The organism is Actinoplanes lobatus, from assembly GCF_014205215.1.
In the GTDB taxonomy this organism is placed as follows: Bacteria; Actinomycetota; Actinomycetes; order Mycobacteriales; family Micromonosporaceae; genus Actinoplanes; species Actinoplanes lobatus.
Genome location: NZ_JACHNC010000001.1, coordinates 8,692,872 through 8,714,772, shown reverse-complemented (window position 1 = coordinate 8,714,772; position 21,901 = coordinate 8,692,872). Strand labels below are relative to the sequence as shown.

Annotated in this window: 20 protein-coding genes; 8 read left to right on the top strand and 12 right to left on the bottom strand. The window is 71.1% G+C overall.

Going from position 1 to position 21,901, the window contains the following annotated elements; all coding sequences use genetic code 11:
* Nucleotides 1-219: 219 nt before the first annotated feature.
* The gene (locus BJ964_RS39715; protein ID WP_188125477.1) at nucleotides 220-1,047 is read right to left on the bottom strand and encodes an alpha/beta fold hydrolase; all 828 of its coding nucleotides are present in this window, start codon (nucleotides 1,045-1,047) and stop codon (nucleotides 220-222) included.
* 469 nt (nucleotides 1,048-1,516) lie between these two features.
* Between BJ964_RS39715 and BJ964_RS39710 the strand changes: the two genes are divergently transcribed.
* The gene (locus BJ964_RS39710; RefSeq protein WP_188125476.1) at nucleotides 1,517-1,723 is read left to right on the top strand and encodes a hypothetical protein; all 207 of its coding nucleotides are present in this window, start codon (nucleotides 1,517-1,519) and stop codon (nucleotides 1,721-1,723) included.
* 1,068 nt (nucleotides 1,724-2,791) lie between these two features.
* On the opposite strand, the gene BJ964_RS39705 is transcribed toward BJ964_RS39710, so the two are convergent.
* Nucleotides 2,792-2,980: a hypothetical protein gene (locus tag BJ964_RS39705; protein ID WP_188125475.1), complete on the bottom strand. Its 189-nt coding sequence runs from the start codon at nucleotides 2,978-2,980 to the stop codon at nucleotides 2,792-2,794.
* Nucleotides 2,981-3,774: 794 nt separating this feature from the next.
* On the opposite strand from BJ964_RS39705, the gene BJ964_RS39700 reads away from it, so the two are divergent.
* On the top strand, nucleotides 3,775-3,984 hold the full coding sequence (locus BJ964_RS39700) for a hypothetical protein (protein ID WP_188125474.1): 210 nt from the start codon (nucleotides 3,775-3,777) through the stop codon (nucleotides 3,982-3,984).
* A gap of 241 nt (nucleotides 3,985-4,225) precedes the next feature.
* Nucleotides 4,226-4,414, top strand: a complete 189-nt coding sequence (locus tag BJ964_RS39695) for a hypothetical protein (protein ID WP_188125473.1) — start codon at nucleotides 4,226-4,228, stop codon at nucleotides 4,412-4,414.
* Here the strand turns inward: BJ964_RS39695 and BJ964_RS49385 are convergent.
* Complete coding sequence (locus BJ964_RS49385; RefSeq protein WP_188125472.1) at nucleotides 4,396-6,138, bottom strand: DUF6461 domain-containing protein; 1,743 nt, start codon at nucleotides 6,136-6,138, stop codon at nucleotides 4,396-4,398. The two genes, BJ964_RS39695 and BJ964_RS49385, sit on opposite strands and share 19 nt — an antisense overlap.
* A 166-nt stretch (nucleotides 6,139-6,304) precedes the next feature.
* Between BJ964_RS49385 and BJ964_RS49380 the strand changes: the two genes are divergently transcribed.
* Nucleotides 6,305-7,900 (top strand): SMI1/KNR4 family protein, encoded by a 1,596-nt coding sequence (locus tag BJ964_RS49380; protein ID WP_188125471.1) that lies wholly within the window; start codon nucleotides 6,305-6,307, stop codon nucleotides 7,898-7,900.
* Between the two features lies 1 nt (nucleotide 7,901).
* Here BJ964_RS49380 and BJ964_RS39680 read toward each other — a convergent pair whose 3' ends face one another.
* Together BJ964_RS39680 and BJ964_RS39675 are read right to left on the bottom strand one after the other, a co-directional pair.
* Nucleotides 7,902-8,267: a nuclear transport factor 2 family protein gene (locus BJ964_RS39680; protein WP_188125470.1), complete on the bottom strand. Its 366-nt coding sequence runs from the start codon at nucleotides 8,265-8,267 to the stop codon at nucleotides 7,902-7,904.
* A 21-nt stretch (nucleotides 8,268-8,288) separates the two neighbouring features.
* Entirely contained in the window at nucleotides 8,289-9,005 is a 717-nt protein-coding gene (locus BJ964_RS39675) for an SDR family NAD(P)-dependent oxidoreductase (RefSeq protein ID WP_188125469.1), read from the bottom strand.
* Between the two features lie 109 nt (nucleotides 9,006-9,114).
* On the opposite strand from BJ964_RS39675, the gene BJ964_RS39670 reads away from it, so the two are divergent.
* From BJ964_RS39670 to BJ964_RS39660, 3 genes are all read left to right on the top strand, one after another.
* Nucleotides 9,115-10,491: a serine/threonine-protein kinase gene (locus tag BJ964_RS39670; RefSeq protein WP_188125468.1), complete on the top strand. Its 1,377-nt coding sequence runs from the start codon at nucleotides 9,115-9,117 to the stop codon at nucleotides 10,489-10,491.
* A 35-nt stretch (nucleotides 10,492-10,526) separates the two neighbouring features.
* Nucleotides 10,527-10,955 (top strand): hypothetical protein, encoded by a 429-nt coding sequence (locus tag BJ964_RS39665; RefSeq protein ID WP_188125467.1) that lies wholly within the window; start codon nucleotides 10,527-10,529, stop codon nucleotides 10,953-10,955.
* 106 nt (nucleotides 10,956-11,061) lie between these two features.
* The gene (locus BJ964_RS39660; RefSeq protein ID WP_188125466.1) at nucleotides 11,062-12,039 is read left to right on the top strand and encodes a lysylphosphatidylglycerol synthase transmembrane domain-containing protein; all 978 of its coding nucleotides are present in this window, start codon (nucleotides 11,062-11,064) and stop codon (nucleotides 12,037-12,039) included.
* A 183-nt stretch (nucleotides 12,040-12,222) separates the two neighbouring features.
* On the opposite strand, the gene BJ964_RS39655 is transcribed toward BJ964_RS39660, so the two are convergent.
* The gene (locus tag BJ964_RS39655) at nucleotides 12,223-14,997 is read right to left on the bottom strand and encodes an ATP-binding protein (protein WP_188125465.1); all 2,775 of its coding nucleotides are present in this window, start codon (nucleotides 14,995-14,997) and stop codon (nucleotides 12,223-12,225) included.
* A gap of 23 nt (nucleotides 14,998-15,020) precedes the next feature.
* Complete coding sequence (locus tag BJ964_RS39650; protein ID WP_188125464.1) at nucleotides 15,021-15,161, bottom strand: hypothetical protein; 141 nt, start codon at nucleotides 15,159-15,161, stop codon at nucleotides 15,021-15,023.
* Between the two features lie 56 nt (nucleotides 15,162-15,217).
* On the opposite strand from BJ964_RS39650, the gene BJ964_RS39645 reads away from it, so the two are divergent.
* Nucleotides 15,218-15,706: a WapI family immunity protein gene (locus BJ964_RS39645; RefSeq protein ID WP_188125463.1), complete on the top strand. Its 489-nt coding sequence runs from the start codon at nucleotides 15,218-15,220 to the stop codon at nucleotides 15,704-15,706.
* A 137-nt stretch (nucleotides 15,707-15,843) separates the two neighbouring features.
* Here the strand turns inward: BJ964_RS39645 and BJ964_RS39640 are convergent, their stop codons facing one another.
* From BJ964_RS39640 to efeO, 5 genes are all read right to left on the bottom strand, one after another.
* Nucleotides 15,844-16,287, bottom strand: a complete 444-nt coding sequence (locus tag BJ964_RS39640; protein WP_188125462.1) for an Rv0361 family membrane protein — start codon at nucleotides 16,285-16,287, stop codon at nucleotides 15,844-15,846.
* 135 nt (nucleotides 16,288-16,422) lie between these two features.
* Nucleotides 16,423-18,000, bottom strand: coding sequence for an MFS transporter (locus tag BJ964_RS39635; protein ID WP_188125461.1), 1,578 nt, complete (start codon nucleotides 17,998-18,000; stop codon nucleotides 16,423-16,425).
* A gap of 57 nt (nucleotides 18,001-18,057) precedes the next feature.
* Nucleotides 18,058-19,467, bottom strand: coding sequence for an MFS transporter (locus tag BJ964_RS39630; protein ID WP_203832645.1), 1,410 nt, complete (start codon nucleotides 19,465-19,467; stop codon nucleotides 18,058-18,060).
* Between the two features lie 50 nt (nucleotides 19,468-19,517).
* Entirely contained in the window at nucleotides 19,518-20,765 is a 1,248-nt protein-coding gene (gene efeB / locus BJ964_RS39625; RefSeq protein ID WP_188125460.1) for an iron uptake transporter deferrochelatase/peroxidase subunit, read from the bottom strand.
* Nucleotides 20,762-21,895 carry an iron uptake system protein EfeO gene (efeO, locus tag BJ964_RS39620; protein WP_188125459.1) on the bottom strand — a complete coding sequence of 378 codons (1,134 nt, stop codon included), beginning with the start codon at nucleotides 21,893-21,895 and terminating at the stop codon, nucleotides 20,762-20,764. The genes efeB and efeO overlap by 4 nt, the downstream gene beginning before the upstream one ends.
* Nucleotides 21,896-21,901 lie beyond the last annotated feature (6 nt).

The following is a 21,901-nucleotide window of genomic DNA, read 5'->3' as shown; positions in this document are numbered from 1 at the left end:
CGGATGCGCAACGAGTGCGATCCCAGGTCGAACCAGAATCCTCGGTAGCTCAAGTACTCCAACGCGGTCTCCGCGCTCCGCTGGATCATCGACGATCTGGTTGGGGAGCGAGGCTGAGCCCCTCGCTCCAGGTGGCAGATCCGTGCGTCCGCCGGCGGATGGCGTGGAGGATCGGCAAACGTTCCCATGCCGAGCCGGTCAACCTCAACGACGCGTCATTCAGGTCGCCGGCGAAATGCTTCTGATCCGCTCCAGGATGTACGTGGCCAGTTCATCCGGCGCCTGTTCGGGGATCCAGTGCGAAACGCCTTCGAGCACTTTGAAGTCGAACGGGCCTGTCACCCACCGGCTGGTCAGCTCCGCGGCACGGCGACCGATGGCGATGTCGTCGGTGCTCCAGACGTAGGTCGTCGGGACGGTGACCGCGCCGGTCCTGAGTCCGACGGAGGTGTCGAGCGGCATGGCGCGGTACCAGCGCAGCGCGGCGGCCAGGCCGTCGGGGTCGTTGATGAACCGGTCGGTGTACGCCCTCGCCAGGTCAGCACTGAGACCGGATTGCTCGAGCATTGCCACCGCGAACCGGCCGCCCCGCGACCGGATGGCAGCTTCGGGAAGCCACGGCACCTGGAAGAACCCGACGTGCCACGCCTGCAAGGACTGCCGACTGGTCAGCATGGCTTTGACCACCGCACGTGGGTGCGGTGCGGAAACGGCGGTGAGGGTATGCAGGCGATCCGGTCTCGTGGCGGCGACCATCCACGCAACCCCGCCGCCCCAGTCGTGGCCTACCAGGTGAACCCGTTCGGCCCCGGCGGCATCGACGAGAGCCACGACGTCAGCCACGAGCTCGTTGAGCCGGTAAGCCCGCCGGGACCGAGGCCGGGCCTGCGGGGTGTAACCGCGCTGGTCCGGCGCGATGACCCGGTAACCGGCCGCGAGCAGCGGCCGGGAAACGCCGATCCACGATTGCGCACTCTGCGGGAACCCGTGCAGGAGCACGACCGTCTCCGCGCCCACCGGTCCCTCGTCCGACACGTCGAACCGCATGCCGTTGCGGGAAAACACCTCCACAACATGGACGCTACCCTCTCCGGTTCCGCAACGCCGGATGCCGAGATAGCGATGACGTTCGAGCGCCCATCCGCATCACGGGCATCAGGCCTGGCGCGGAGAGTGCCGAACCCGCCAGACCGGCGCGCACTTGACGCGGCATGAGAATACGTCGGGCGAAGGGCTCAGCTTTCGGGGGCTGAAGTGCGCAACCCGACTATCCTGGGGGTCGTCGGTGCTGCCGTCCGGAATTGTCTGGCCTTCACATCTGGGACGACCCTCCGACCTCTCATTTCACCAAGGGCAACGCGGACGATCTGGTCAACGCTGGTTCGGCCATGACCAGATCGGCTATCGAGCAGCCGGCCCGGCTGGGGTGGTCTACGCTACCGTCTGCTTATCGCGGCGGCCGCGCTTGAAGGTCCCCAGCGATTAGTCCGACCCTGAACAGCACGAGGAGACACCGATGACCGACGCTGCCGGCGACGCCGCTCCCTCCGCTGACGCCGAAGCGGGATCCGAGGATCAGCCGAAGCCCTTCGAGAACCGGGCGGCACGCAGGTCCAAAGGCAAGGCGCCCGCCAACCACACCGGGGGTGCCGCAGGCCGCGTCCAGGGCCGTTCCGGCACGGTGCAGAGCCCTCGCCAGTACGGCAACCGTCGAAGCGGCTGATCTTCGGCACTCCTAGTCGCGGCCGTGCTCGGTGGTGCGGCCGCTACTCGGGGGCACCCGCGACCATTACATCCGGAATTCGCAGGGCAATCACGGCCGGTTGGATGTCCGCACGGCGGGGCCAGCCTTCGCGATGACCCTCGATGATTGATTGCCAGCCGGCGAGCGTTCTCTGCGGCAGATCAGTGCAAGGGGTTCGCCGCTGCAGGATAGTCCGGCAAATGTGCAGCAATAAGGGCTACGGGGGCTCTTGCCCTTCTCGGGCAGCGAATCGTTCCCGGCCACTACGTCGCCGGTGCCGACGGCATTGATCGCCGCATCACACGCGACGGCAACGAGACCCGCTATCCGGCTACTGGCAGAGTCGGAAATCCGAGAGTCGATACCGTGCATGCATCGGGCCGCCGACCCTCGCGGGGTCTGGCGGCCCGTACGCGCCTCGGTAAGGACAATCATGGCGAGGAAATCCGAGAAACAGCAGGTCCAAGCACCAGCCCGGTGGCCGCGTTCGGACACCGGCTGCGCCACCCTGTGCCAGCAGGCCGGCCTGTCACATGGAACGGCGTGATGAGGCGACCTACTATTTGACCTCTTTAGTGCCGCTGTACAGGGAGTAGTTGACTGCACACTTTGCAACCGACCACTGGGAACCTGCCAGGGTCAACCACGGGCCATACACCGTGACCTTGCTGCTGGGATTGGTGTCTCTCTGACAGACTGCCTTCGCGCGATACGCGTCTGTACCGGGCCTGTGCAGCGTGCACCTCACTTGCCACCCCTCTTGGTCACTTCCGCCAGACCAACGCTGGCTAGCACACTCATCGGCCGTGGCGTGGGCAGCCATCGGGGCCACGAAGGTACTCAGGGCGACAAAAGCAGCTACGGACAGCGTCCGCGCGGCGATGTGACTGGACATCTACTCTCCCCGTGAATAGGTACCTAGATCGGCGTCCATCATGGACTAGCAGCCGTAGTCGAGCAAGGGTCGCATGAGCTTCTTAATCAGCATTATGAATATTTAACATAAAATGTCCGGTTCTGTCCTCCCGGCGCCGCACCCAATGGCAGCTACCCGATGGCCTTTACCTCAACGGCGTCACCATGCAAAAGATCCGCCAGCAGAAACCCGGCCACGAAGCAGCCGAACGACGCCTCACCGACCGGTACGGCGCCCGTCCCCGCCACCTCGGCGAAGACCCAGCCGATCGGCAATGGCAGTGGAAAGACGAGGAGGAATACCTCGAACGCGCCGGACACTGCAATCGTCTGTCCGGGAAGCGACCAGGGCGCCACAGCTTTCGCAGGCCACACACGGACTCCACCCAACGAGGGACCAGCAGCCGGTGAGAACAAGCTCATGGACGAATCGGGTACCGCGTACATCGCCGGGCGAGAGCACGAAGGTGCCGACAACCTGATCACGGCCATACGCGACCTTGTCGATTGCATAGGTGCCAGGGTCGAGAAGCGGAGGATTCACATGGTGGCAGTCCAGAAGCGACCAATGCGGCCCCGCCGACAGTTCCACCAACCGGACCGGGACGCTCAGCGCGTTTCCGCACCGAGCACACCGAAAGCGCTCCACCGCGGCAGTGTGACATTCCGTCCAGACGGCGGCATCCGAAATATGAGAGGGCGGGTTTTCGGGCATCAGGCCATCTCGGGTTGTCGCCTCTCTTGACGTGCTCTCATCGGCGCGGGCGACGACTCCACCGTGTGCTCCGCCGAGGCGGGTGAATGCGTCCGCCGCCCGGATGACGGCGCGCCGCCGGTCGGCGGGATCGGTCTTCCGGACGACGTGGCCGCCGGCGATAAGCCGGGCGATGACGCTGGTGATCCCGCAGCCGTCAGTTCCGGCCCCGCCTGACGGATCGAAGGTCAGCAGGGTGTCACCGTCGCGCGCCCACCGCAGGACCGCGTCGGTGCACTCGTTGAAGGAGAGCGACACCAGTTGGGCAGCGAATTCGCTGATGATCAGGAATCAAGAAGCCACCGGTGCATGCCGGAACCTAGCGTTGTGGGTGCAACGAGTCGCACCCAGGAGGTTCACGATGCAGAAGCGAGTCCGGCAAATTCATCGATGGACGTCGATTGTCTTCACGGCCACGGTTGTCGTCACGTTCATCGCGCTCGCCCAAGAGGACCCGCTCGTCTGGGTCTCCTACACACCACTGCCACCGCTCGTACTGCTGCTTTTTACCGGCTTATACCTGTTTGTCCTGCCGTACACCAGCCGACGCGCCTCCGACAGCTCGGAGTGACCGGCGGTCTGGACTGATGGCCGCCCGGAGTTGCGGGCGGTTCGGAGTGAACGGCGGCTCGGAGTGGTGGGCGCCCGGGTCAGGCGCCTCGCTGCCGTCGCCAGGCCGCCGGCCGGGGCGGTCCGGTGGAAACCCCGCTCGTCAGCACCCGGCCACCCGTACGGATCTCCGGTCTGTCGCCCTCTGCCTTCCGCTGCCGAGCTGTTCCTGCCATTGGTGCGATCCGGTCGGCGCGCGGTGGATGCTGGCAAAGCTCCTGGCGGATCTTCCCCGCCGGGAGAGAGCACTTCTGCGTACGCCCCTCGCCCGCATCGACCGCTGGTATACCGCCCGAACCCTGCCCGATCCGAACCGCAGCGCCGACTACTGGTTCGAACGGCGCCTGATGGACCAGGAGGGCTGGGGACGGGTTCAGACGTCGATGCGGTAGGCGACGCCGGCCTTCTCGATCCGGGCCAGGTCGTCCTCGGTCAGGCCGCGGCCGGTGAACCGCTCCACCGCCACCAGGCCCTTGCCGTCCCGGTCGCCGTTTGCCGAGAAGTCCAGCCCGGCCAGGACGGGCGCCAACTCCGGCGGCCAGTCCTCGTCACCGAACGGCTCGTAGGCGGCCAGCAGCTCACCGCCCTCGGCGAACGACAGCCGGGTGACCGCGTTGACGTTCCAGTACCAACTGGCCGCCCGGCCGTTCGCCGACGCCGCCCGCAGCACGCCGGCGTTCGCGCCGCGGTAGCCGTTTTCCTCCACGAGCACCACCGCGCCGCCCGCGTCCAGCACACTCACCCACTGGCCGGAACGGCGCAGGCTGCCGATGCGTTCGGGCCGGTCCGGGTCGGCGCCGAACGCCCGCAGCGCCTGCTCGACGGTCGCTCCGGTGACCACGGTGACGGTCGCCGCGACGGTCAGGACGCTGCGGTCGATCCAGCGATAGGCGAGTTCGGGTCGCGGTGGGCGCTTCGGCGCGGGCTCGCCGCGCAGCCGGTGCCCGAGAAGATCAATCCTTTTGTGTACGTCCACAGCGGCCGGTTCCGCGCTCCACACGACGATCCGGTACCGCTCGTGGTCGGCGTCGAGGTCGTCACGCCCGCGGGCATGCACCCGGATCCGGTAGTCGCCCGGCCACGGCGGTGTCTCCCGGCGCATCCGGTCAGCACCGCGGCCGTCCGGTGACAGAACCGACGCCCGGCCCTCGGCGGCGTGCCAGTTCACCTCGACGACCTCGTCCCAGTCGAGGTCGACCTCCTCCGGGGCGTCGGCGCGCACCTCCAACTGGAGGTTCACCTGGCCGTCCGCGATCCCGGTACGGATCACCACACCGCCGTCCGCGACCGCCACCAGCCCGTTGCCGGAGAAGTCGGCGACGTCCGGGAAGTCGTGCTCCACCAGGCCGAACCGGTGCCCGGAAACGATCGCCGTCCCGTACGTTGCCCGGGGCAGCAGATATTCGGCCCGGATGCGGTCGAGGAGCGCGGACGCGTACCCCGAAGGCATGGGTGTGTCCCGCAGCAGCAGAACCGCCGCACCCAGCGCGAGCCCGACGGTGGCCGCGGCCCGGTCGACCAGCGGCGGCGCGGTCTGCGCGACGACCGCTCCGGCGACCACCACGGCAACCGCGAGGTGGGCGGCGCCGTGAGCCGCCGCGATGGCGGGTTCGTCCCCGGTGACCCCGATTCCGGCCCTCGCCGCCTTTCTGGCCGGCGCCGCCTTCTCGTCCGGTGCCGCCATTCCGGTCGGCGCCACCTCGCGGGAGAGGGCGACGATGCGGTCCACGACGCCGGGTCTGATCCGATCGAGCATGGCCGCCGCGGACACCGCCTCGCTCTGCTGGCCGAAACCGGAAACCATCCCGTAGAGCATGTTCGGCGGAAGACCGGGCAGATCGCCGGTGAGGTCCGGCGCGGCACTCCAGTCGAAGCCGTCGATGGCGAGTTCGAGGGCGCCCAGCAGCCGCTCGGCCGGAAGGTTCCCGGCCGAACGCAGCGCGACCAGGCAGGCGTTGTCGCCCGGCTCCGAGGGCCGGGACGGGCCGAGAGCGGGATCCGGGGCGAGGTGCTCCGGCGCTGCGGCGCGGCCCAGCAGCCGGGCGGGCGTGGCCGGAATCAGTCGAAGGAAGATCGGCGCCGCAGACGCGACGAAGTCACGCAGGTCCCCGGGCACGGCCGCCAGCCTATCCGAACCGATCGACGTACGTGGAAGCGGCCGGGTGCCGCCCCTGGCCGATCCGGTGACCTGCGGGTCTGGCCCTGGTGACGCCTGACAGCGGCCACCACCTGGACCTCGCCTCGCGCTTGGGTGATCCGCCAGATGGACCTAGAGTGACGGCGTGAACCGGGGGTGGACGGGCCGTGGGCCGTGGATGATCGCGGCCACCTCGGCCGGCGCCGACTGGCGGATCGTGCTGGCCGGGCTGGCGGCGGCCACCGAAGCGCCGGTGGCGGCCGTCCTGATCGGCACTACCATGCCGGACGACGATCCGGCACGGCCGTTCCTCGCCGGCGTGCTGGAGGTCGCCGAGACCGCCCGGCTGCCCCTGGAGCGGGTCCGTGACCTGGCCGAAGGGATGAGCCGATGCTACGAACTGGTGCTGGTCGCCGCCGACGTGGGCCTGCTGCTGCCGGTGGGCGGGAGCGGGTGGACGCTCGCCGACCTGGCCCTGGCGATGGGCGCGCCCGCCGTGGTGGTGACCGGGCCGGGTCCGGACGCGGCGCACCACACCAGCCTCGTCGTCGACGCGTTGCACGGGCGCAACCTGTCCGCGGCGGTCGTCACCGTCGGTGATGTCGATGAGAGCGCGCTGCCGCTCCCACCGGCTGGCCGGATCCCGGCGACCGCCCTGAAAGAGAAGCCCACGCCAGCTCCGGCCGCCGCCCCCGATCCCGGCACGCCCGGCGATTCGGACTCGGCGTCCGTCCTGTCCCGGACTCCTGATTCGACTGTTGCCACTGATCCGGACCAGCCTCGCGAACCGACTTCGGATGCGGCCGAAACGCCGAGCGAGGGCGGCCGTTTCGCCAAGGCCGCCGAATGGTTCGAGCCGATGCTGCGGGTGGCGACCCAGCCCGCCACCCCGGTGCTCGACGCCACCGGGGGCAAGCCGATCAACGGCAAGCGATTCGTCCTCGGCCTGCTCGGCGTCTTCGTGATCATGGTCCTGCTGGCGTGCGGCCTCGGCTGGTGCAGCAGCCAGCCCATCTACTCGGCGCACCTCGACCAGATCGACCAGATCGAGACGACGGCCAGGCCGTACATTCCGCATCCGTCGACCTACGTCCCGCCGTCGCGCCCCCGGCCGCCGTCGACCGCCGTCTGCCCGGAGAACGCCGGCGCGATCACCCCCACCCGCCCGGACACCGCCACCACCCAGCGGGTGAACAGAGCCTGGCAGCGCATCGAGAGGTGGCTCGCCGCGAACGCCCCGGCCAGCGCCCGCGGACCGCGGCCACCAGCCGGCGCGAAGCGGATCGACGAGTTGCAGCGCCGCATGTCGGTGGCGTTCCCGGCCGACCTGGTCGCCTCGCTGCGCCGCCACGACGGGGTAGCTCCGGAGGCCCGTTTCGACCTGCCGCCGTTCTTCTCGCCGGAGTCCCTCGACGAGATCCTCGGCGACTGGCGGTCCACCTGCACCGTCCTGGCCGGCGTCGCCGATTCCTGGCCGGCCGAGGACTGGTGGCACCGGCAGTTCGTGCCGTTCGCGTCGGCCGGCGACGGCGGCTGCCTGCTCGTCGACCAGCGGCCGGGCGGCCACGGGCGGGTGGGCGAGTTCTACCCGGAGGACGGCACCGACTTCGCCCGCTGGCCCGCCTCGGTCACCGAACTGCTGGAGGACACCGCCACCGCGCTGGAGACCGGCCGCCCCTACGACGGCCGCTACCGCCCGACTGTGGACGGCCACGGCCTACTGAACTGGGAGATCATCTGACCTACGCCGGCGAGATCTGGGCGGCCACGATCCGCCAGCCACGACCCTCCTGGTACGCCCATGTGCGCGCGTAACGCAGCCGGGCCGTGAACGGGGCGCCGCCGAAGGTGCCCGCCACCGCGCACAGGGCGAACGTCGCGCCGGTCCGGTCGACGACCAGCACCTCCAGGTCCTCCTCGGTCAGCGAGTCGACGACCGAGGAGCCGGAACGGTACGCGTCCAGGTCGTCGGACTTGCGGTAGCGGGCGCCGTCCGGCCCGATCGCGACAAGCCGGTCGTCGAGCAGTTCCTCCAGCACCGCCACGTCGCCGTCGCGTTGCGCCTGCTGGAGGCGCCGTTCCGCGTCGAGCAGCTCAGCCTCGGTCATGTTCGCTCCCTTTCGTCATGCTCAACGGAGGTTCAGGCCGCCGTCGAGCAGAATCACCTCGCCCGTCAGGTACGGGTGCCCGACCAGCATGGCGATCAGATCCGCCACGTCGGCGGGCCGGGCGGCCCGGCCCATCGGGCTCGACGACTTCCACAGTTCCTGCGCGGCCGTCCAGTCGGCGGTGAGCGGCGTGTCGACCAGCCCCGGCGCTACGGCGTTCACCCGTACCCGGGGGCCGAGGGCGGCGGCCAGCAGCTTCGTCACGTGGTTGAGGGCGGCCTTGCTCGCGGCGTACGCGATCGAACTGCCCTTGGGCCGGACTCCCGCGTGGCTGGTCACGTTGACGATGCAGCCCTCGGCGGCTTGCAGGTACGGCAGCGCCGCGGTGCACAGCACCCACGGGGCGATCAGGTTGACGTCCAGCAGCTTGCGCCAGTCGGCGGGGGTCAGCCCGGCCAGGTCCCCGTGCGGCACCGGCCAGGAGATCCCGGCGTTGTTGACCAGCACGTCGAGCCGCCCGTGCCGCTCAGCGACCGCCGGCACCAGCCCGGCCGCCGCGTCGTCGTCCCCGAGGTCGGCCTGGTGATACGTCCCGCCCAGCTCCGCGGCCAGCGCCATCCCGGCGTCCCGGCTGGCCCGCGAGTGCACCGCCACCACGAACCCGTCCGCCGCGAGCCGCCGCGCGGTCGCCTCCCCGATCCCCGAAACCGACCCGGTAACCAGTGCCACCCCACGCATCGCTACAGCGTAGAGGGGCCATGAGAACGGTCATGGAGGCCCGCCACGAAGTGGAACCGACCAGCCGGTCGATGTCCGGGACCGGGACGGGAGCCCTAAGCTGTCCGCCGTGTCGGCTGACGTGTTGCAGGCTGGGATCCGGCTGAGCGATCGGTACCGTCTGCATCGGCGGCTCGGCGCCGGCGGGATGGGTGAGGTGTGGCTCGCCGTCGACGAGGTGCTTCAGCGCTACGTGGCGGTGAAGGCGATGCTGCCCGGCCTGGACGCCGACCCGGATTTCGGGCGGCGCTTCACGACCGAGGCCACCTCGATGGCCCGGATCAACCATCCGGCGGTCGCCTCCGTTCACGACTTCGGCCACAGTCTCGGTGTCGCTTTCCTGGTGATGGAGTTCGTCGACGGCGAGTCGCTCGCCCAGCGGCTGACGCGCGGCCGCCTCGGGCCGGAGGAGACGATGGGCCTGATCGCGCAGGTCGCTGACGGGCTCCAGGCCGTCCACGCGCAGGGCCTGGTGCATCGCGACATCAAACCCGCGAATCTTCTGGTACGCCCGGACGGCACCGTCGTCATCACGGACTTCGGTATCGCGCGCCACGAGGACGCGGGCCGGCTGACGGTGTCCGGGGCGATCCTCGGCACCCCCACGTACCTGTCGCCGGAGCAGGTCCGGGGTGAGCCGGCCGGGCCGCGCAGCGACCTCTACTCGCTGGGCCTGGTCGCCTACGAGTGCCTGGCGGGGGAGAAGCCCTTCGTCGGCGACAACCCGTACGCCGTGGCGCTCCAGCGGCTCCAGTCCGGCCCCCGCACGATGAAGGTGCGACTGCCGATTCCGGTCCAGGCCGTGGTCGAGCGGGCGCTCGCCGTCGACCCGAAGGAGCGCTGGCAGTCGGCGGCCGAGCTGGCATCCGCGGCCCGCGCCTCGGTGACCGGTGTGGCGCCGGTGGCCGCCCCCGCCGTACGCCGCTCGATGTTGCCTTTGATGTTGGCGGCTTTCGCGGCGATGGCGCTGGTCGTCGCCGGTCTGGTCATCTGGGGTAGCCGGCCGGACTCGAACCCGGCCGTCACCACGACCACGGCCGAGGAGGGGACCACCCAGGACCAGCTGCCGGTGCGTTTCACCACGTGCGCCGGAGGTTTCTGCCCGGTGGAGCCGATGTGCTGGGGCGGGCTGAACGTCAGCGCCGGGGTGCCCGAGTCGCCCCGGCGCCTGGACTGCTCGGAGGAGCACGTCTGGGAGACGTACGCCGCGGTCGACGTCCCGGCCGGTGGCGTCGTGATCGACGACGCCGATCCGCTGATCGAGAAGTCGGAGATCGCCGTGGCCTGCGGCGAGGAGTTCATGGCGACCCGCAGCCGCCGTCCGGACCGGACCAGCGGCTGGGTGCGCGAGGCCTGGCCGATCAAGGTCGGCGAGGACACCCTGCTGCACTGCATCGCCCGTCCGGTCGGCGGCGAGGCGACCGGCACATTCTTCACGAGCGCCTGAGAATCACATCGACGTACCGCTCTATGCTGCGGCCCATGAAATCGATCGAGGAACGAGTCAGGCGGCGGGCCGTCGCGGCGGCGATGACCGTGGCCATGACCGCCGCGGGGGTCCTGGGCGTCACCGGTCCGGCGCGGGCCGGCGTCACCTGCAATCCGGGCTGGGAGGTGGTGAACGGCCAGGGCTACGTGGTGGCCGCCGTGGACTACAACGTCAAGAACGGCCCGTACGGCGAGTGCGGTCACGTCGGCAAGATCAAGAAGGGCACCAAGTTCTACCTGTGGTGCATGACCACGAACACCTACAACAACAACTGGTGGTACGGCCGCATCGCCGGCACCGACATCAAGGGCTGGGCGAACCAGGACTCCCTCGGGAACGGGATCTTCCGCATCGAGGACGACACCCCCAATGACGGCAAGCTGATCCTCGAGGGTTGCGGCCCGAAGGTCTCCTGGCCCTGATCCCGCCGAAAGCGCCGGCGTCCGGACTCCGGCGCCGGCGCGCTTGACGTAGCCGGGCGGATCGGTCGACGATAAAGCGAACGACCGTTCTTTTAAGGAGCCGGCGATGACCGTCGCTACCGCGTCCGTGAAACGACGCCGGGTCGCGGCCGGGGCGCTGGTGGTCCTGTTCGGCGTCGAACTGGTGGTGGCCTGGCCGTCGCTGACCGCGGCGCTGAGCCGGCTGGAGTCGCCGCATCCCGGCTGGGTGGCCCTCGCGCTGCTCGCCGAACTCGCCGCCATGGCCAGTTACGCCCGCATGCAGCGCCGGCTGCTGCGCTCCGCCGGGGTCGACGCGCCGCTGCACCGGCACGTGGCCCTCGCCTACGCCGCCCACTCGCTCAGCGTCACCCTGCCCGGCGGCCCGGCCTTCTCCACCCGGCTCAACTATCAGCAGATGCGCCGGTTCGGGGCCACCCCGGCAGTCGCGTCCTGGTGCATCGCCCTGTCCGGCATCCTCTCCGCCGGGGCGCTCGCCTCGGTGACGGCGGTGAGTGTCCTCGCCGCCGACCGGACCCCGGACTGGGCGACACTCGCCGCCTTCGCCCTGGCCGCCGCGCTGCTCACCCTCGGCGCCCGGTGGTCCACCCGCCGCCCCGGGACGGTCGCCCGCCTACTGGCCCCGGTCAACCGGTTGCTGCACCGTCCCGCCGACCGAGGCCTGGACCGGCTCACCGGTTTCGCCGCCCAGCTCCGCGCCGCCCGCCTCACGCCCGCTCACGGTGCCGCGGCCGCGGCGTTCGCCGTACTCAACTGGCTTCTCGACGCCGCGGCGCTGTGGCTCTGCCTCCACGCGGTCAGCGGTGGCACACCGATCAGCGTGGCCCACCTGCTGCTGACGTTCTGCGCCGGCTACGCTGCCGCCACCATCACGATCGTCCCCGGCGGCCTGGGCGTCATCGACAGCGCCCTGATCCTCGGCCTGGTCACCGGCGGCGTAGCCACCGGCACGGCGATCGCCGCCGTCGTCCTCTACCGCCTGATCAGCTTCGGCTTCATCATCGGCGCCGGCTGGATCGCCTGGTTCCTGATCCGCGACCGCTGAAGACCCATTTCCGGTACGCGCTACGCCGACCCGTTCCTATCAGGGCAGTCCCGCCCTGCCGCGCGATCCGGCTGCCCGCTCCGGCCCGTGCCGCGCCCGCCGGGCGGAGATCGGTGCTTCCGCAGGCCAGGCCAGGCGCCATCACCGCATTTCCCGCCGCTGGGAGCAGACGGGAGCAAAAGATCATCGTCCGGCGCCGGCCGCCTGACCGGCGCCGGCCAGGACCGCGATTTCCAGGGCGGCGCGGCGGACGTCACCGTGCCAGCGGCTCGGGAAGGCGTCGATCAGGTGCCAGCCCGCCCGGTGCAGGGCGCCCTGGCGTTCCAGGTGGGTGCCGGGTCCGTCCGGGTGCACGGCGCAGAGGACGCCGACGTCCCCCACGCAGAGGTCGATGGTCCACGGGCCGACCGGGTATCCCGGTCGCACCTCGACGTCGAGCCGCTTCAACTCGGCGGCCAGATCCGCGGCCCAGCCCGACGGCTCGGCGCCGGGGCCGACCTCACGCGGCCCTTCGGCGTGCCGTAGATAGTCGCCGAGGAGACCGGGCGGGCCGGTCAGGGACGTGAGCACGACCAGCTTGCGGCGGGCCCGGGTGACCATGACGTTGAACAGGGGCGGGTCGGTGACGAAGCGGCGACGGCTCGGTGCGTCCCCGTCGAGCAGGGCCAGGGAGACCACCACCGCGTCCGCCTCGCTGCCCTGGAACGCGTGCACCGTGCCGACCCGCAGCCGCAGCTCCTCGATTCGCTCCACGGGCAACGCCTTGAGCAGGGCCGCTTCCAGGGCCTCGGCCTGAACGCGGAATGGGCTGATCACCCCGATCCCCCGGTGACCGGCCGCCGCCAGCCGCTGGACGGTGGCCAGGGCGGCCGCCACCTCGGCCTCGTTGACGCCCTTGACCAGGGGCTCGCCCGGGACGTGGAGCACGTCGATGGCGTCCGTCGCGTCGGCGAGCGGGGTGCGGGTCATCACCGAGACCCGGCCGCCGTAGAAGCGCCGGGCCGGGAAGTCGATCAGATGCGGGACGCTGCGGTGGTGCTCGGCCAGCCAGGTGACCGGGGCGGCCGCGGTGGCGAGGTCGTAGGTGCTGACCCGGCGGACGTCCAGCCGCTCGTCGCAGTCGTGCGCCGCGAGCACCTGGGTCACGTCGACGTCGCTGACGAACGAGACGAACCGCAGCTGCCGCGGGTCGCCGACGATCAGCGCGCGGCGGGCGCGGGCCAGCACCGGCGCGGCCCGGATCTGGTCCACGTGCGACGCCTCGTCGATCACCACCAGGTCGAACAGGCCGGGCTCGGGCGGGAGCAGATCCTCCACGTCGGCGACCGTGCCGATCCACAGCGGCAGCGCGCGGACCAGCGGGGCGGCCTCCATCCGGGCGAGCAGCTCACGGCGGCGGTTACGGCCGGCCCGCAACGCCGCGGCCAGGGCGCCGGCCGCGCGGCGCGCGTCGCGGTTCCAGCGCTCCGCGCTACGCGCGCGGTCGCGCATCGTCTGGCCGACCACTTCGCGCAGCTCGCGCTCGGCGTCGTGCAGGGCGGCCCAGCGGGTGGTGAGGTCGGTACCGCCGGTGGCGGCGAGGTGGGCGGCGGCACGCTGGGCGGCGGCCGCGGCGAGTGCTTCGGAGACGATCTCCTCCGGCACCGAACCGGCCGCGCCGAGCAGCCGGAACGCCTTGCGCCGGGCCGACCGGGCGCGGCGCCGGGACCACCACCCGGCGCCCGGCTCGACGGCCAGCAGCGCCCGGATCCGGTCGAGAGCTTCGGTGAAGGCGCCGGGCACGTCGGCGGAGAGTTCGGGCAGGCGCGGCTGGTGATCGGGGAGCGTGGCGGCGACCCGCTCGATGTCCAACGCGGACACGATCCCGGAACGTCTCATTCGTACCGCTGCATGAGCGGCCCTAACTCGCGCCTGACCGGAACGGATGACGCCCGCCTCGACCCCCTGGTCCGCGCCCGCCGCGAGTTCGGCCTCCAGCCCGGCTCGGCCGCCCGCGTCGCCGAAGAGGACCGGCGGCGAGCCCGGATAGCGGGCCAGCAGGCCCGCGAGGACCTCGGCGGCGTGCGGGGACTGGGTCGCCACCAGCACCGATCCGCCCCGGTCGACCACCTCCAACGCGGCCGCGACCACCGTGTGGCTCTTGCCGCTGCCCGGCGGTCCGGAGACCACTGTGACCGGTTCTGATCGGGCCCGGATCACCACTCGTTCCTGTGGCCCGGTCAGCGGCAGCGGCGACAGGACCGGTTCGTGGTCGGTTCCGGTCGCACCGTCGCCGGTCGCACCGTCGCCGGTCGCACCGTCGCCGGACTCGCCGTTGCCGGACTCGCCGTAGACCGCGGCGAGCGCGGTCGCCGAGAGGTCACGCCCGGCCCAACTGCGCAGGCTGTCGGCGAGGCCGCCGCCGAACACGTCCCGGACCACGAAGAGCGCCGCGGCCCCGACCAGGACCAGACCCTCCCGCGGGATCCGCTGCTTCGGGCCGATCGTCTCGCCGACGGTGAAGCCGGTCGCGTCGGCGACCGATCTCAGCCACGCGCCGCTGCCGACCGCCTCCAGCCAGCCCGGTGCGGCCAGGCCGGGCGCGGCCTCGAACGCGGCGGCCAGCTCAGGGTCGGCGACCAGCGGGGTCACCTCGACGTCGCCGGCCGGAACGACCCGGTAGCCGAGCATGGACCGTTCCAGGCGCACCGGCTGGCTGAGCAACGGCAACCGGACCTTGCGAGGCTTGCCCTCGATCTCGGCGCGGCCGGCGAGGAAGCCCCAGCCCCGGTGGAGGATGCGCTCCTCGCGGTGCAACGCGTCGAGGGCGGCGAGACGCTCGACCGTCTTCTCCCGCGGCGCCTTCTCCGCGATCTCCAGCCACACCATCGGCTGCGAGCCCCGGGTGACGTCCAGGATGCGCTCGGCGGCGGCCGGGGCCAACTCGGCGAGCACGGCGAGTACGGTCCGCGGCTGCATCGCGCCGAGAGTACCGCCCGCGGTCACCTGCCGGCACCGGTGCCGACCAGCAACTCGGCGTCGTCGAGCACCAACGGCGCGCCCCGCGGCCCGTGCTTCGGACCCACCCCGAGGAACCGGCCACCCCCGATCCGCGTCACCGTGTGCGGCGCCTGCCGGCCCACGACGAGTCATCTCACCCTGCGGCTCGCTGAAGGTCCTTCTCGCTAGCATCTGACGCGTGAGACTCGAGTCCTTGAACGGCCTATTTGTGGACATCGCGGTGACCGGCTACCAGTTCGCAAGCGGCCAATCGCGGTCCGAGCAGGTCGATTGGGACGCCAACTGGCTAATGATTCGCGGCAAGGTCTGGGATGGCACTCAGTCGTGGGAGTTCCACGATCCGTGCATGACCACTTGGGAAGCGCGAGAACTTGCGACGTGGCTCCGCGGACTCAGCAAAGCGAGTCCAGCGACTGTCACAGCCGCTGACCCCAGCGAGCTTCGGCTCTGGCTTACCGAACCGAATCTGATGTTTGCCTTGAACGGGGCGGCCCAGGGTATAGCCACATTGGGCGTTTACTTCGAAGCGGAGTCGCGCCCGCCCAACGGCTCGAACGACGATGATGAGGGTCTTGGACATCGAGTTCGATTGACGATCCCACAGGCCGACATCACCGCAGCCGTGACCGACTGGGAGCAGGAAATCACCCAGTTCCCGATACGGTGATATCGCGCCCGCGTTGTTGGCGGCAGGCAACGGGCAGCTGGTTCAGCAGCGCGACCCCGTCCGCGCTCGCGCGGCCACCTCTGGGGCTCACCCGAGGCGCCGACGCACACTCGGTTGCCGCGACCGGAGCGCCTGCCTCACAGCTTCGGCGGGTTGCACACCTTCCAGGCGCCGTCCTGGTTCTCGAGGTTGAACACGGCCTCCTCGGTCGGGGAGCCTGGGCGGGTGATCTCGGCGGTCGTCGTGTAGACGGTCCATGAATCGCCTTCCGTGTCGACCTTGGTGATGCGGAAACCGGTCGGTCCGGTGGTGGCATCGTGGACGGGCCTCCACGTCGCCATCGGCTGGTTCCGGCGATCACCTTCGCAGAGCAGGTCGTACGCGGTGCGGTAGTCGCGGTTGACGACAGCGGTGAGGTACGCCTCGCTCGCTGCGCGCACGCCGGGTGTGTCCCGCCGCTCCTTGACGAGCTGGACAGTGACGAGGGAGGAGACGCCACAACAGCACATCAGCAGGGCCAGGCCGACGATGATCCCACCCTTGAACTCACGAAGCGCGTCGGCGATCGTCCTCGGCTGCACCGCGGCTGCCTCCTCGTGACGGGATCAGCGACCGTCGACCAGCTTCCCCGCGGCGCTCGTCACGTCGACGAGTCTGCACCTGGGACACCCTTGGTCGCCAGCGACGCCGTACCCGTACCAGAAATGGGTGGGGCCTCAGCGTGGGCCGTGCCGGACCGGAGCGTGCAGCATGTGCACCACCTCGGGTGGGGTGGTCGAGAGGGCGCGGGCGCGCGCGTCGAATTCGGCGTCGGCGCCGGTGAGGCGGCCGCCGTGCTGGCGCAGGTGTTCGTCCCAGGTGGGGATGACGTAGAGCTCGACCATCCGGCCGGAGGTCTCGCCGGCGCGGAAGACGCCCCACTGGACCGCGCCGGTGCGCAGCCGGGAGCGGCGGACCTCGCTCATCGCCTCCAGGAAGTCGGCCTCCCGGTCCGGTGGGATCGAGTACGCGACCTCGACCACCACCGGCCCGGCGCCGGGGTCCGGCTCGTGGGTGAGACGGGGTTCGGGCCATGGGGTGGCCGGGTCGCGGTTCAGGTGGCCGGACGGGATGAGCGGCGCCCACGGCAGGGTGGCCGCGCCGGCGGCGGTCAGGCCGGCGGCGATCAGGAACGTCTCCGCCAGGCCGATCCGGTCGGCGGCCACGCCCCACACCAGGGAGCCGACGGCCTGGGCGCCGAAGAACGCGGTCTGGTAGCCGGCCAGGCCCCGGGCGCGGACCCAGGCGGGGAGCAGGAGTTGCACTTCGGCGTTCAGGTTGGTGAGAACGGTCATCCAGGCGGCGCCGGCCGGGACCAGGACGATCACGGCGAACGCCGGTTCCCGGGCGACCGCCAGGACGGCCAGGGCGGCGGCGTAGGTGAGGCTGGCTACGGCCAGCATGCCGGTACCGGAGAGGGCGGCCCGCAGCCGGGGCAGGATCAGCGCCCCGAGCACGGCGCCTACGCCGAGGGCGGTGAGCAGGAGGCCGTACCCGCTCGCGTCGAGACCGAGCCGGCGGCTGGCGACCAGCGGAAGCAGCGCCCAGAGGGCCATCGCCGGGACGACGAAGATCACGCTGCGCAACAGCAGCCGGCGCATGATCGGCGCGTAGCGCACGTAGCGGCCGCCGGCTCGCAGCGCGGCGACGAACGGCTCGGCGGCATTGTCCTGCGGGTCCCGCCGCCAGGCCAGCAGGGCGATCGCGAAGATCAGGAACGAGACCGCGTTGAGCCCGAAGACGACTTCCGGCCCGGCCCAGGCGACCAGGACGCCGGCGATGGCGGGGCCGATGGCGCGGGCCAGGTTGATGCTGATCGAGCCGAGCGCCGCGGCCGACAGGATCAGTGTGCGGGGCACCAGTTCCGGGATCACCGCCTGGTACGCCGGATTCGTCATCGCCGTGCCGCAGCCCAGCGCGAACGTGAGGAGCAGCAGCAGTGGCGGGGTCATCTGCCCGGCCACGGTGAGCCCGGTCAGCATCACCCCGGTCGCGAGCTGGACCAGCTGCACGTTGATCAGCAGACGCCGCCGGTCGAACGTGTCGGCGAGCACCCCGGACGGCAGGGCCAGCAGCAGCACGGGCAGGGTGGCGGCGGTCTGCACGAGCGAGACCAGGGTGCCCGCGTTCGGTTCGCCGAGCAGCAGCCACTGGGCGCCGACGGTCTGCATCCAGGTGCCGATCTGACTGCCGAGGACGGCGAGCCAGAGCATCCGGAACACGCCGATCCGCAGCGGCGCCCAGGTGGAGGTCATGTCCTGATCATCACCCCTGGTAGGGGCCGGTCATCTCACGCAACGCGGGCAGATGGGTCAGCGGGTCTCGGTGGCCGGGACCGGGGGAACGGTGGGCCGGGGCGCCGTCGGCCGGGTGCGGAGGTCGAGGGCCGCGCACGCGGCTGAGGCGGTCATCATGGTGAGGCAGATGGCCAGGGCCGCGGTGACGTTCTGGCCGGTCACCATGATCCCGGTGACCGCGGCCATCGCCAGGGTCGCCGAGATCCGCTGGGAGACCTGGAGGAAGGCGCCCGCCAGGCCGGCCGCTCCGGCCGGGGCGTGGGCCAGGGTGAGGGCCTGGTTGGGGGAGAGGACCAGACCGCCGCAGACTCCGGACGCGAACTGGGTGCACATCAGTGCGACGCCCAGGCCGGACTCGGGGACCGTGTGCAGTACGACGATCGTCGTCGCGGTGGTCGTCACCGCACCGGCCAGCGCGCCGACCACCGCGGAGCGGCCGAAGCGGGCCACCAGCCGCCAGCTCTGTGAGGACGCCGCCGCGAAGCCGATCGCGCCCGGGATCAGTGGCAGCGCCGCCTCGAGCGCCGGCCAGCCGAGGCCCTCCTGCAGGTAGAGGACCAGCACCAGGTTCGCCGACAGGGTCGCCCCGAACTGGAACATCGCCGTCAGCGTGCCCAGGCTGAACCCGCGTGAGCGCACCAGCTCGGGCATCAGCACCGGAGTCCGGCCGGAGCGTGCGTAGCGGCGCTCCCACCAGGCCAGTGCCGCGAGCGCCGTCACCGCGGCCAGCGGCCACACCGCCACCGGCAGCCCCTGGTCGCCGGGCAGCACGAACGGCAGCAGCAGGCACAGGGTCACCGCGCCGAGCAGCGCGAGCCCCGGCAGGTCGAGCGTGGTGCGGCGGCCGTGGTCCGGACGGCCGGCGGGTAGGAACCTGATCGCCAGCGGCACGGTGAGCAGCCCGAACGGCACACCCATCAGCAGCACGACCCGCCACCCGAGATCGTCGCCGAACGCGCCGAGCGCCAGCCCACCGGTGAGCGGCCCGAGGACCGCCGCGATCCCGCCGACGGTCGAGTACGCCCCCAGCGCCCAGGCCCGGTCCCGGCCGGTGAACAGGTCCTGGATGATGCCGTACACCTGGGGGTTGATGATGCCCGCACCGGCGCCCTGGGCGAGGCGCGCGACGGCCACCACCCACGCCTCGTTCGCGGTCGCGGCGACGACGCCCGCCACCGTGTACAGCGCGATCCCGGCGACGAAGAACCACTTGCGCCCGTGCGCGTCGCCGAGCCGCCCGGCCGGGACCATGGCCAGCCCGAAGGCCAGCGAATACCCCGCGATGATCCATTGCAGGGTGGCCGGACCGGCCCCGAGCGACTCCCGCAGCGCCGGCACCGTCGTGTTGAGACTGGCCTGGTCGAGCAGGGTGGTGAACGCGGCGGCGAGACAGACGGCGAGGGCGAGGGCATTCCGGCGCGGCACGCCCCGAATCTATCGAGTACGGGCCGAATCCGGGTTGTGGCCGTTACCACTCAGGTGAACAGGCCGCTGCCCCAGAAGTCGCCGGCGTTCTTGATGCCCGGTGGGCAGGCGAACAGGCCGCTGGACACGTGCCGGATGTACTCGTTCATCTCGTCCTGGGCGGCCAGGCTGCGCTGCACCGGGATGAACGCCTTCGCCGGATCCCGCTGGTACGAGATGAAGAACAGTCCCGCGTTGAGCCGCCCCAGCCCGTCCGACCCGTCGACGAAGTTGTAGCCGCGTCGCAGCATCCGGGCCCCGTTGTTGGTGGCCGGGTGGGCCAGCCGTACGTGCGCGACCGCCGGCATGAGCGGCTCGCCGTCGTCGCCGACCGAGGTGAGGTCGGGCTCGTCGAACTCGCCGGCCAGCCCGATCGGCGCGCCGTTGCCCTTGTGCCGCCCGACGATGGCCTCCTGCTCGACCAGCGGCGACCGGTCCCACGTCTCGACCAGCATCCGGATCTTGCGGGTGACCAGGTAGGACCCGCCGTCCATCCACGCCGGCCCGTCCCCGGGCTGCACCCACAGGTGCTCGCGCAGCAGGTCCTTCTGCTCGGCCTTGAGGTTGCGGGTGCCGTCCTTGAAGCCGAACAGGTTGCGGGGCGTGGCCTGCCCGGTGGAGGTGGACGAGGTGCGCCCGAAGCCCAGCTGCGACCACCGCACGCTGACCACGCCCATGCCGATGCGGGCCAGGTTGCGGATGGCGTGCACCGCCACCTGCGGGTCGTTGGCGCACGCCTGGACGCCGATGTCGCCGTCGGACAGGGCCGCGTCGAGGGTGTCCCCGGTGAACTTGGGGAGCGGGGCGAGCGCCCCGGGCTGCCTGCCCGCCAGCCCGAAGCGGTCGCGCCCGTCCGCGGTCCGGAACAGGGTCGGCCCGAACCCGATGGTGAGCGTCAGCGCGGCCGCCGGCAGCCCGATGGCCTCGCCGGTGTCGTCCGGCGGCGCCTCCGGAAGGCCGGCCACCGCACCGACCTCACCGGCGTCCTTTCCGGCGGTCATCCGGGTGGCCGCGACCGTCCAGTCCTTCAGGAGCTGGATCAGCCGGTCACGGTCCTTGGTGACGACGTCGAAGGCGACGAAGTGCAGCCGGTCCTGGGCCGGGGTGACGATCCCGGCCTGGTGCGGGCCGTGGAAGGCGACCGCGTCGGAGAACGAGTTCGCCGGTTCGCCACCGGAGAGGAGAGCGGCCGCGGTGCCGGCGGCACCGGCGGCGCCCAGGCCGCCGATGACCAGGGCCCGCCGGGAAACCTTGCTCATGACTGCTTGGCGACCACGGCCGCCACCCGGCTGATCGGCTCGGCGAGCGCGTTGATCGCGTCCGTCAGCTCCTTGAGGTCGGCCTGCGACAGCTCGTTGTGCAGCTTCCAGCCGTCACCGGAGCGGTGCTTGGCGAGCGTCGCGTCCACGTTGGCGAACTCCGCGTCCAGCGTCTTGACCAGGGCCGCGTCCCGCTCCTCGAGGACCGGCCGCAGCGAGGCGATCGCCGCCTTGGACCCGTCGATGTTGGCGTTGAAGTCCCACAGGTCGGTGTGCGAGTAGCGGTCCTCCTCGCCGGTGATCTTGCCGGAGGCGACCTCGTCGAGCAGGGCCTTGGCGCCGTTGGCGAGCTGGAGCGGGGACAGCTTCTCGGCGTTGGCCTTCTGCACGATCTCCTTGACGTCGGTGAGCAACTGGTCGGCGATCGGGCCGGACTGGGAGATGTCGTTCTTCTGCCACAGGTCCTGCTCGATCTTGTGGAAGCCGCCGAACTTCATGCCCTCCTCGGTGACCTCCTCGCGACCGTCGATGCGCGGGTCGAGGTCGCCGAAGATCTCGGCCACCGGCTCGATCCGCTCCCAGTACGTGCGGGCCGCCGGGAACAGCTCCTTGGCCTTGGCCGCGTCGCCGTTCTTGACCGCCGTCACGAACTCGGTGGTCTTCACCTCCAGGGCGGCGGTCTGCGACTTCACGTACCGCGAGTAGCTCTCGGTAGCGGCGAGCAGGGCGGCGTCGTCGGTGAGCGGCGCGGCCGAGCCGGAGACGGTGAGCTGCCCGCGGATGCCCTTGCCGATCATGCCGGGCTTGCAGGCCGTCTCGTAGCTGCCGGCGGGCAGTTCGACGTGCAGGTCACGGGAGAGCCCGGGGGCGATGTTCTCGACCTCGGCCATCACCCGGTCGCCCGCGGCGTACACGTAGAACTCGGTGACCTTCTGCCCGCCGTTGGTGATGGCGAAGACGCTGGTCCCGGCGTCGACCTGGGTGCGAGCGACCTCGCAGCTGCTGTCGGTGGCCTTGACCGTGATCGGCCCGCCCGCGGCGGCGGTGGCGGTGTCGCCGCCGGAGGAGGAGCATCCGGCCAGGACGACGACGGCCGCCGTGAAGGCGAGGGGGCTATGGAGGTGGCGCACGATATC

Bases quoted from the DNA above. Each gene is read 5' to 3' on its own strand.
- BJ964_RS39660 (WP_188125466.1), top strand. From the start codon at position 11,062: ATGACCGTCGCTACCGCGTCCGTGAAACGACGCCGGGTCGCGGCCGGG.
- BJ964_RS39695 (WP_188125473.1), top strand. From the start codon at position 4,226: ATGCTGGCAAAGCTCCTGGCGGATCTTCCCCGCCGGGAGAGAGCACTT.
- BJ964_RS39680 (WP_188125470.1), bottom strand. From the start codon at position 8,267: ATGACCGAGGCTGAGCTGCTCGACGCGGAACGGCGCCTCCAGCAGGCG.
- BJ964_RS39635 (WP_188125461.1), bottom strand. From the start codon at position 18,000: ATGACCTCCACCTGGGCGCCGCTGCGGATCGGCGTGTTCCGGATGCTC.
- BJ964_RS39675 (WP_188125469.1), bottom strand. From the start codon at position 9,005: ATGCGTGGGGTGGCACTGGTTACCGGGTCGGTTTCGGGGATCGGGGAG.
- BJ964_RS39710 (WP_188125476.1), top strand. From the start codon at position 1,517: ATGACCGACGCTGCCGGCGACGCCGCTCCCTCCGCTGACGCCGAAGCG.
- BJ964_RS39700 (WP_188125474.1), top strand. From the start codon at position 3,775: ATGCAGAAGCGAGTCCGGCAAATTCATCGATGGACGTCGATTGTCTTC.
- BJ964_RS39655 (WP_188125465.1), bottom strand. From the start codon at position 14,997: ATGCAGCCGCGGACCGTACTCGCCGTGCTCGCCGAGTTGGCCCCGGCC.
- BJ964_RS39715 (WP_188125477.1), bottom strand. From the start codon at position 1,047: ATGCGGTTCGACGTGTCGGACGAGGGACCGGTGGGCGCGGAGACGGTC.
- efeB (WP_188125460.1), bottom strand. From the start codon at position 20,765: ATGAGCAAGGTTTCCCGGCGGGCCCTGGTCATCGGCGGCCTGGGCGCC.
- BJ964_RS39665 (WP_188125467.1), top strand. From the start codon at position 10,527: ATGAAATCGATCGAGGAACGAGTCAGGCGGCGGGCCGTCGCGGCGGCG.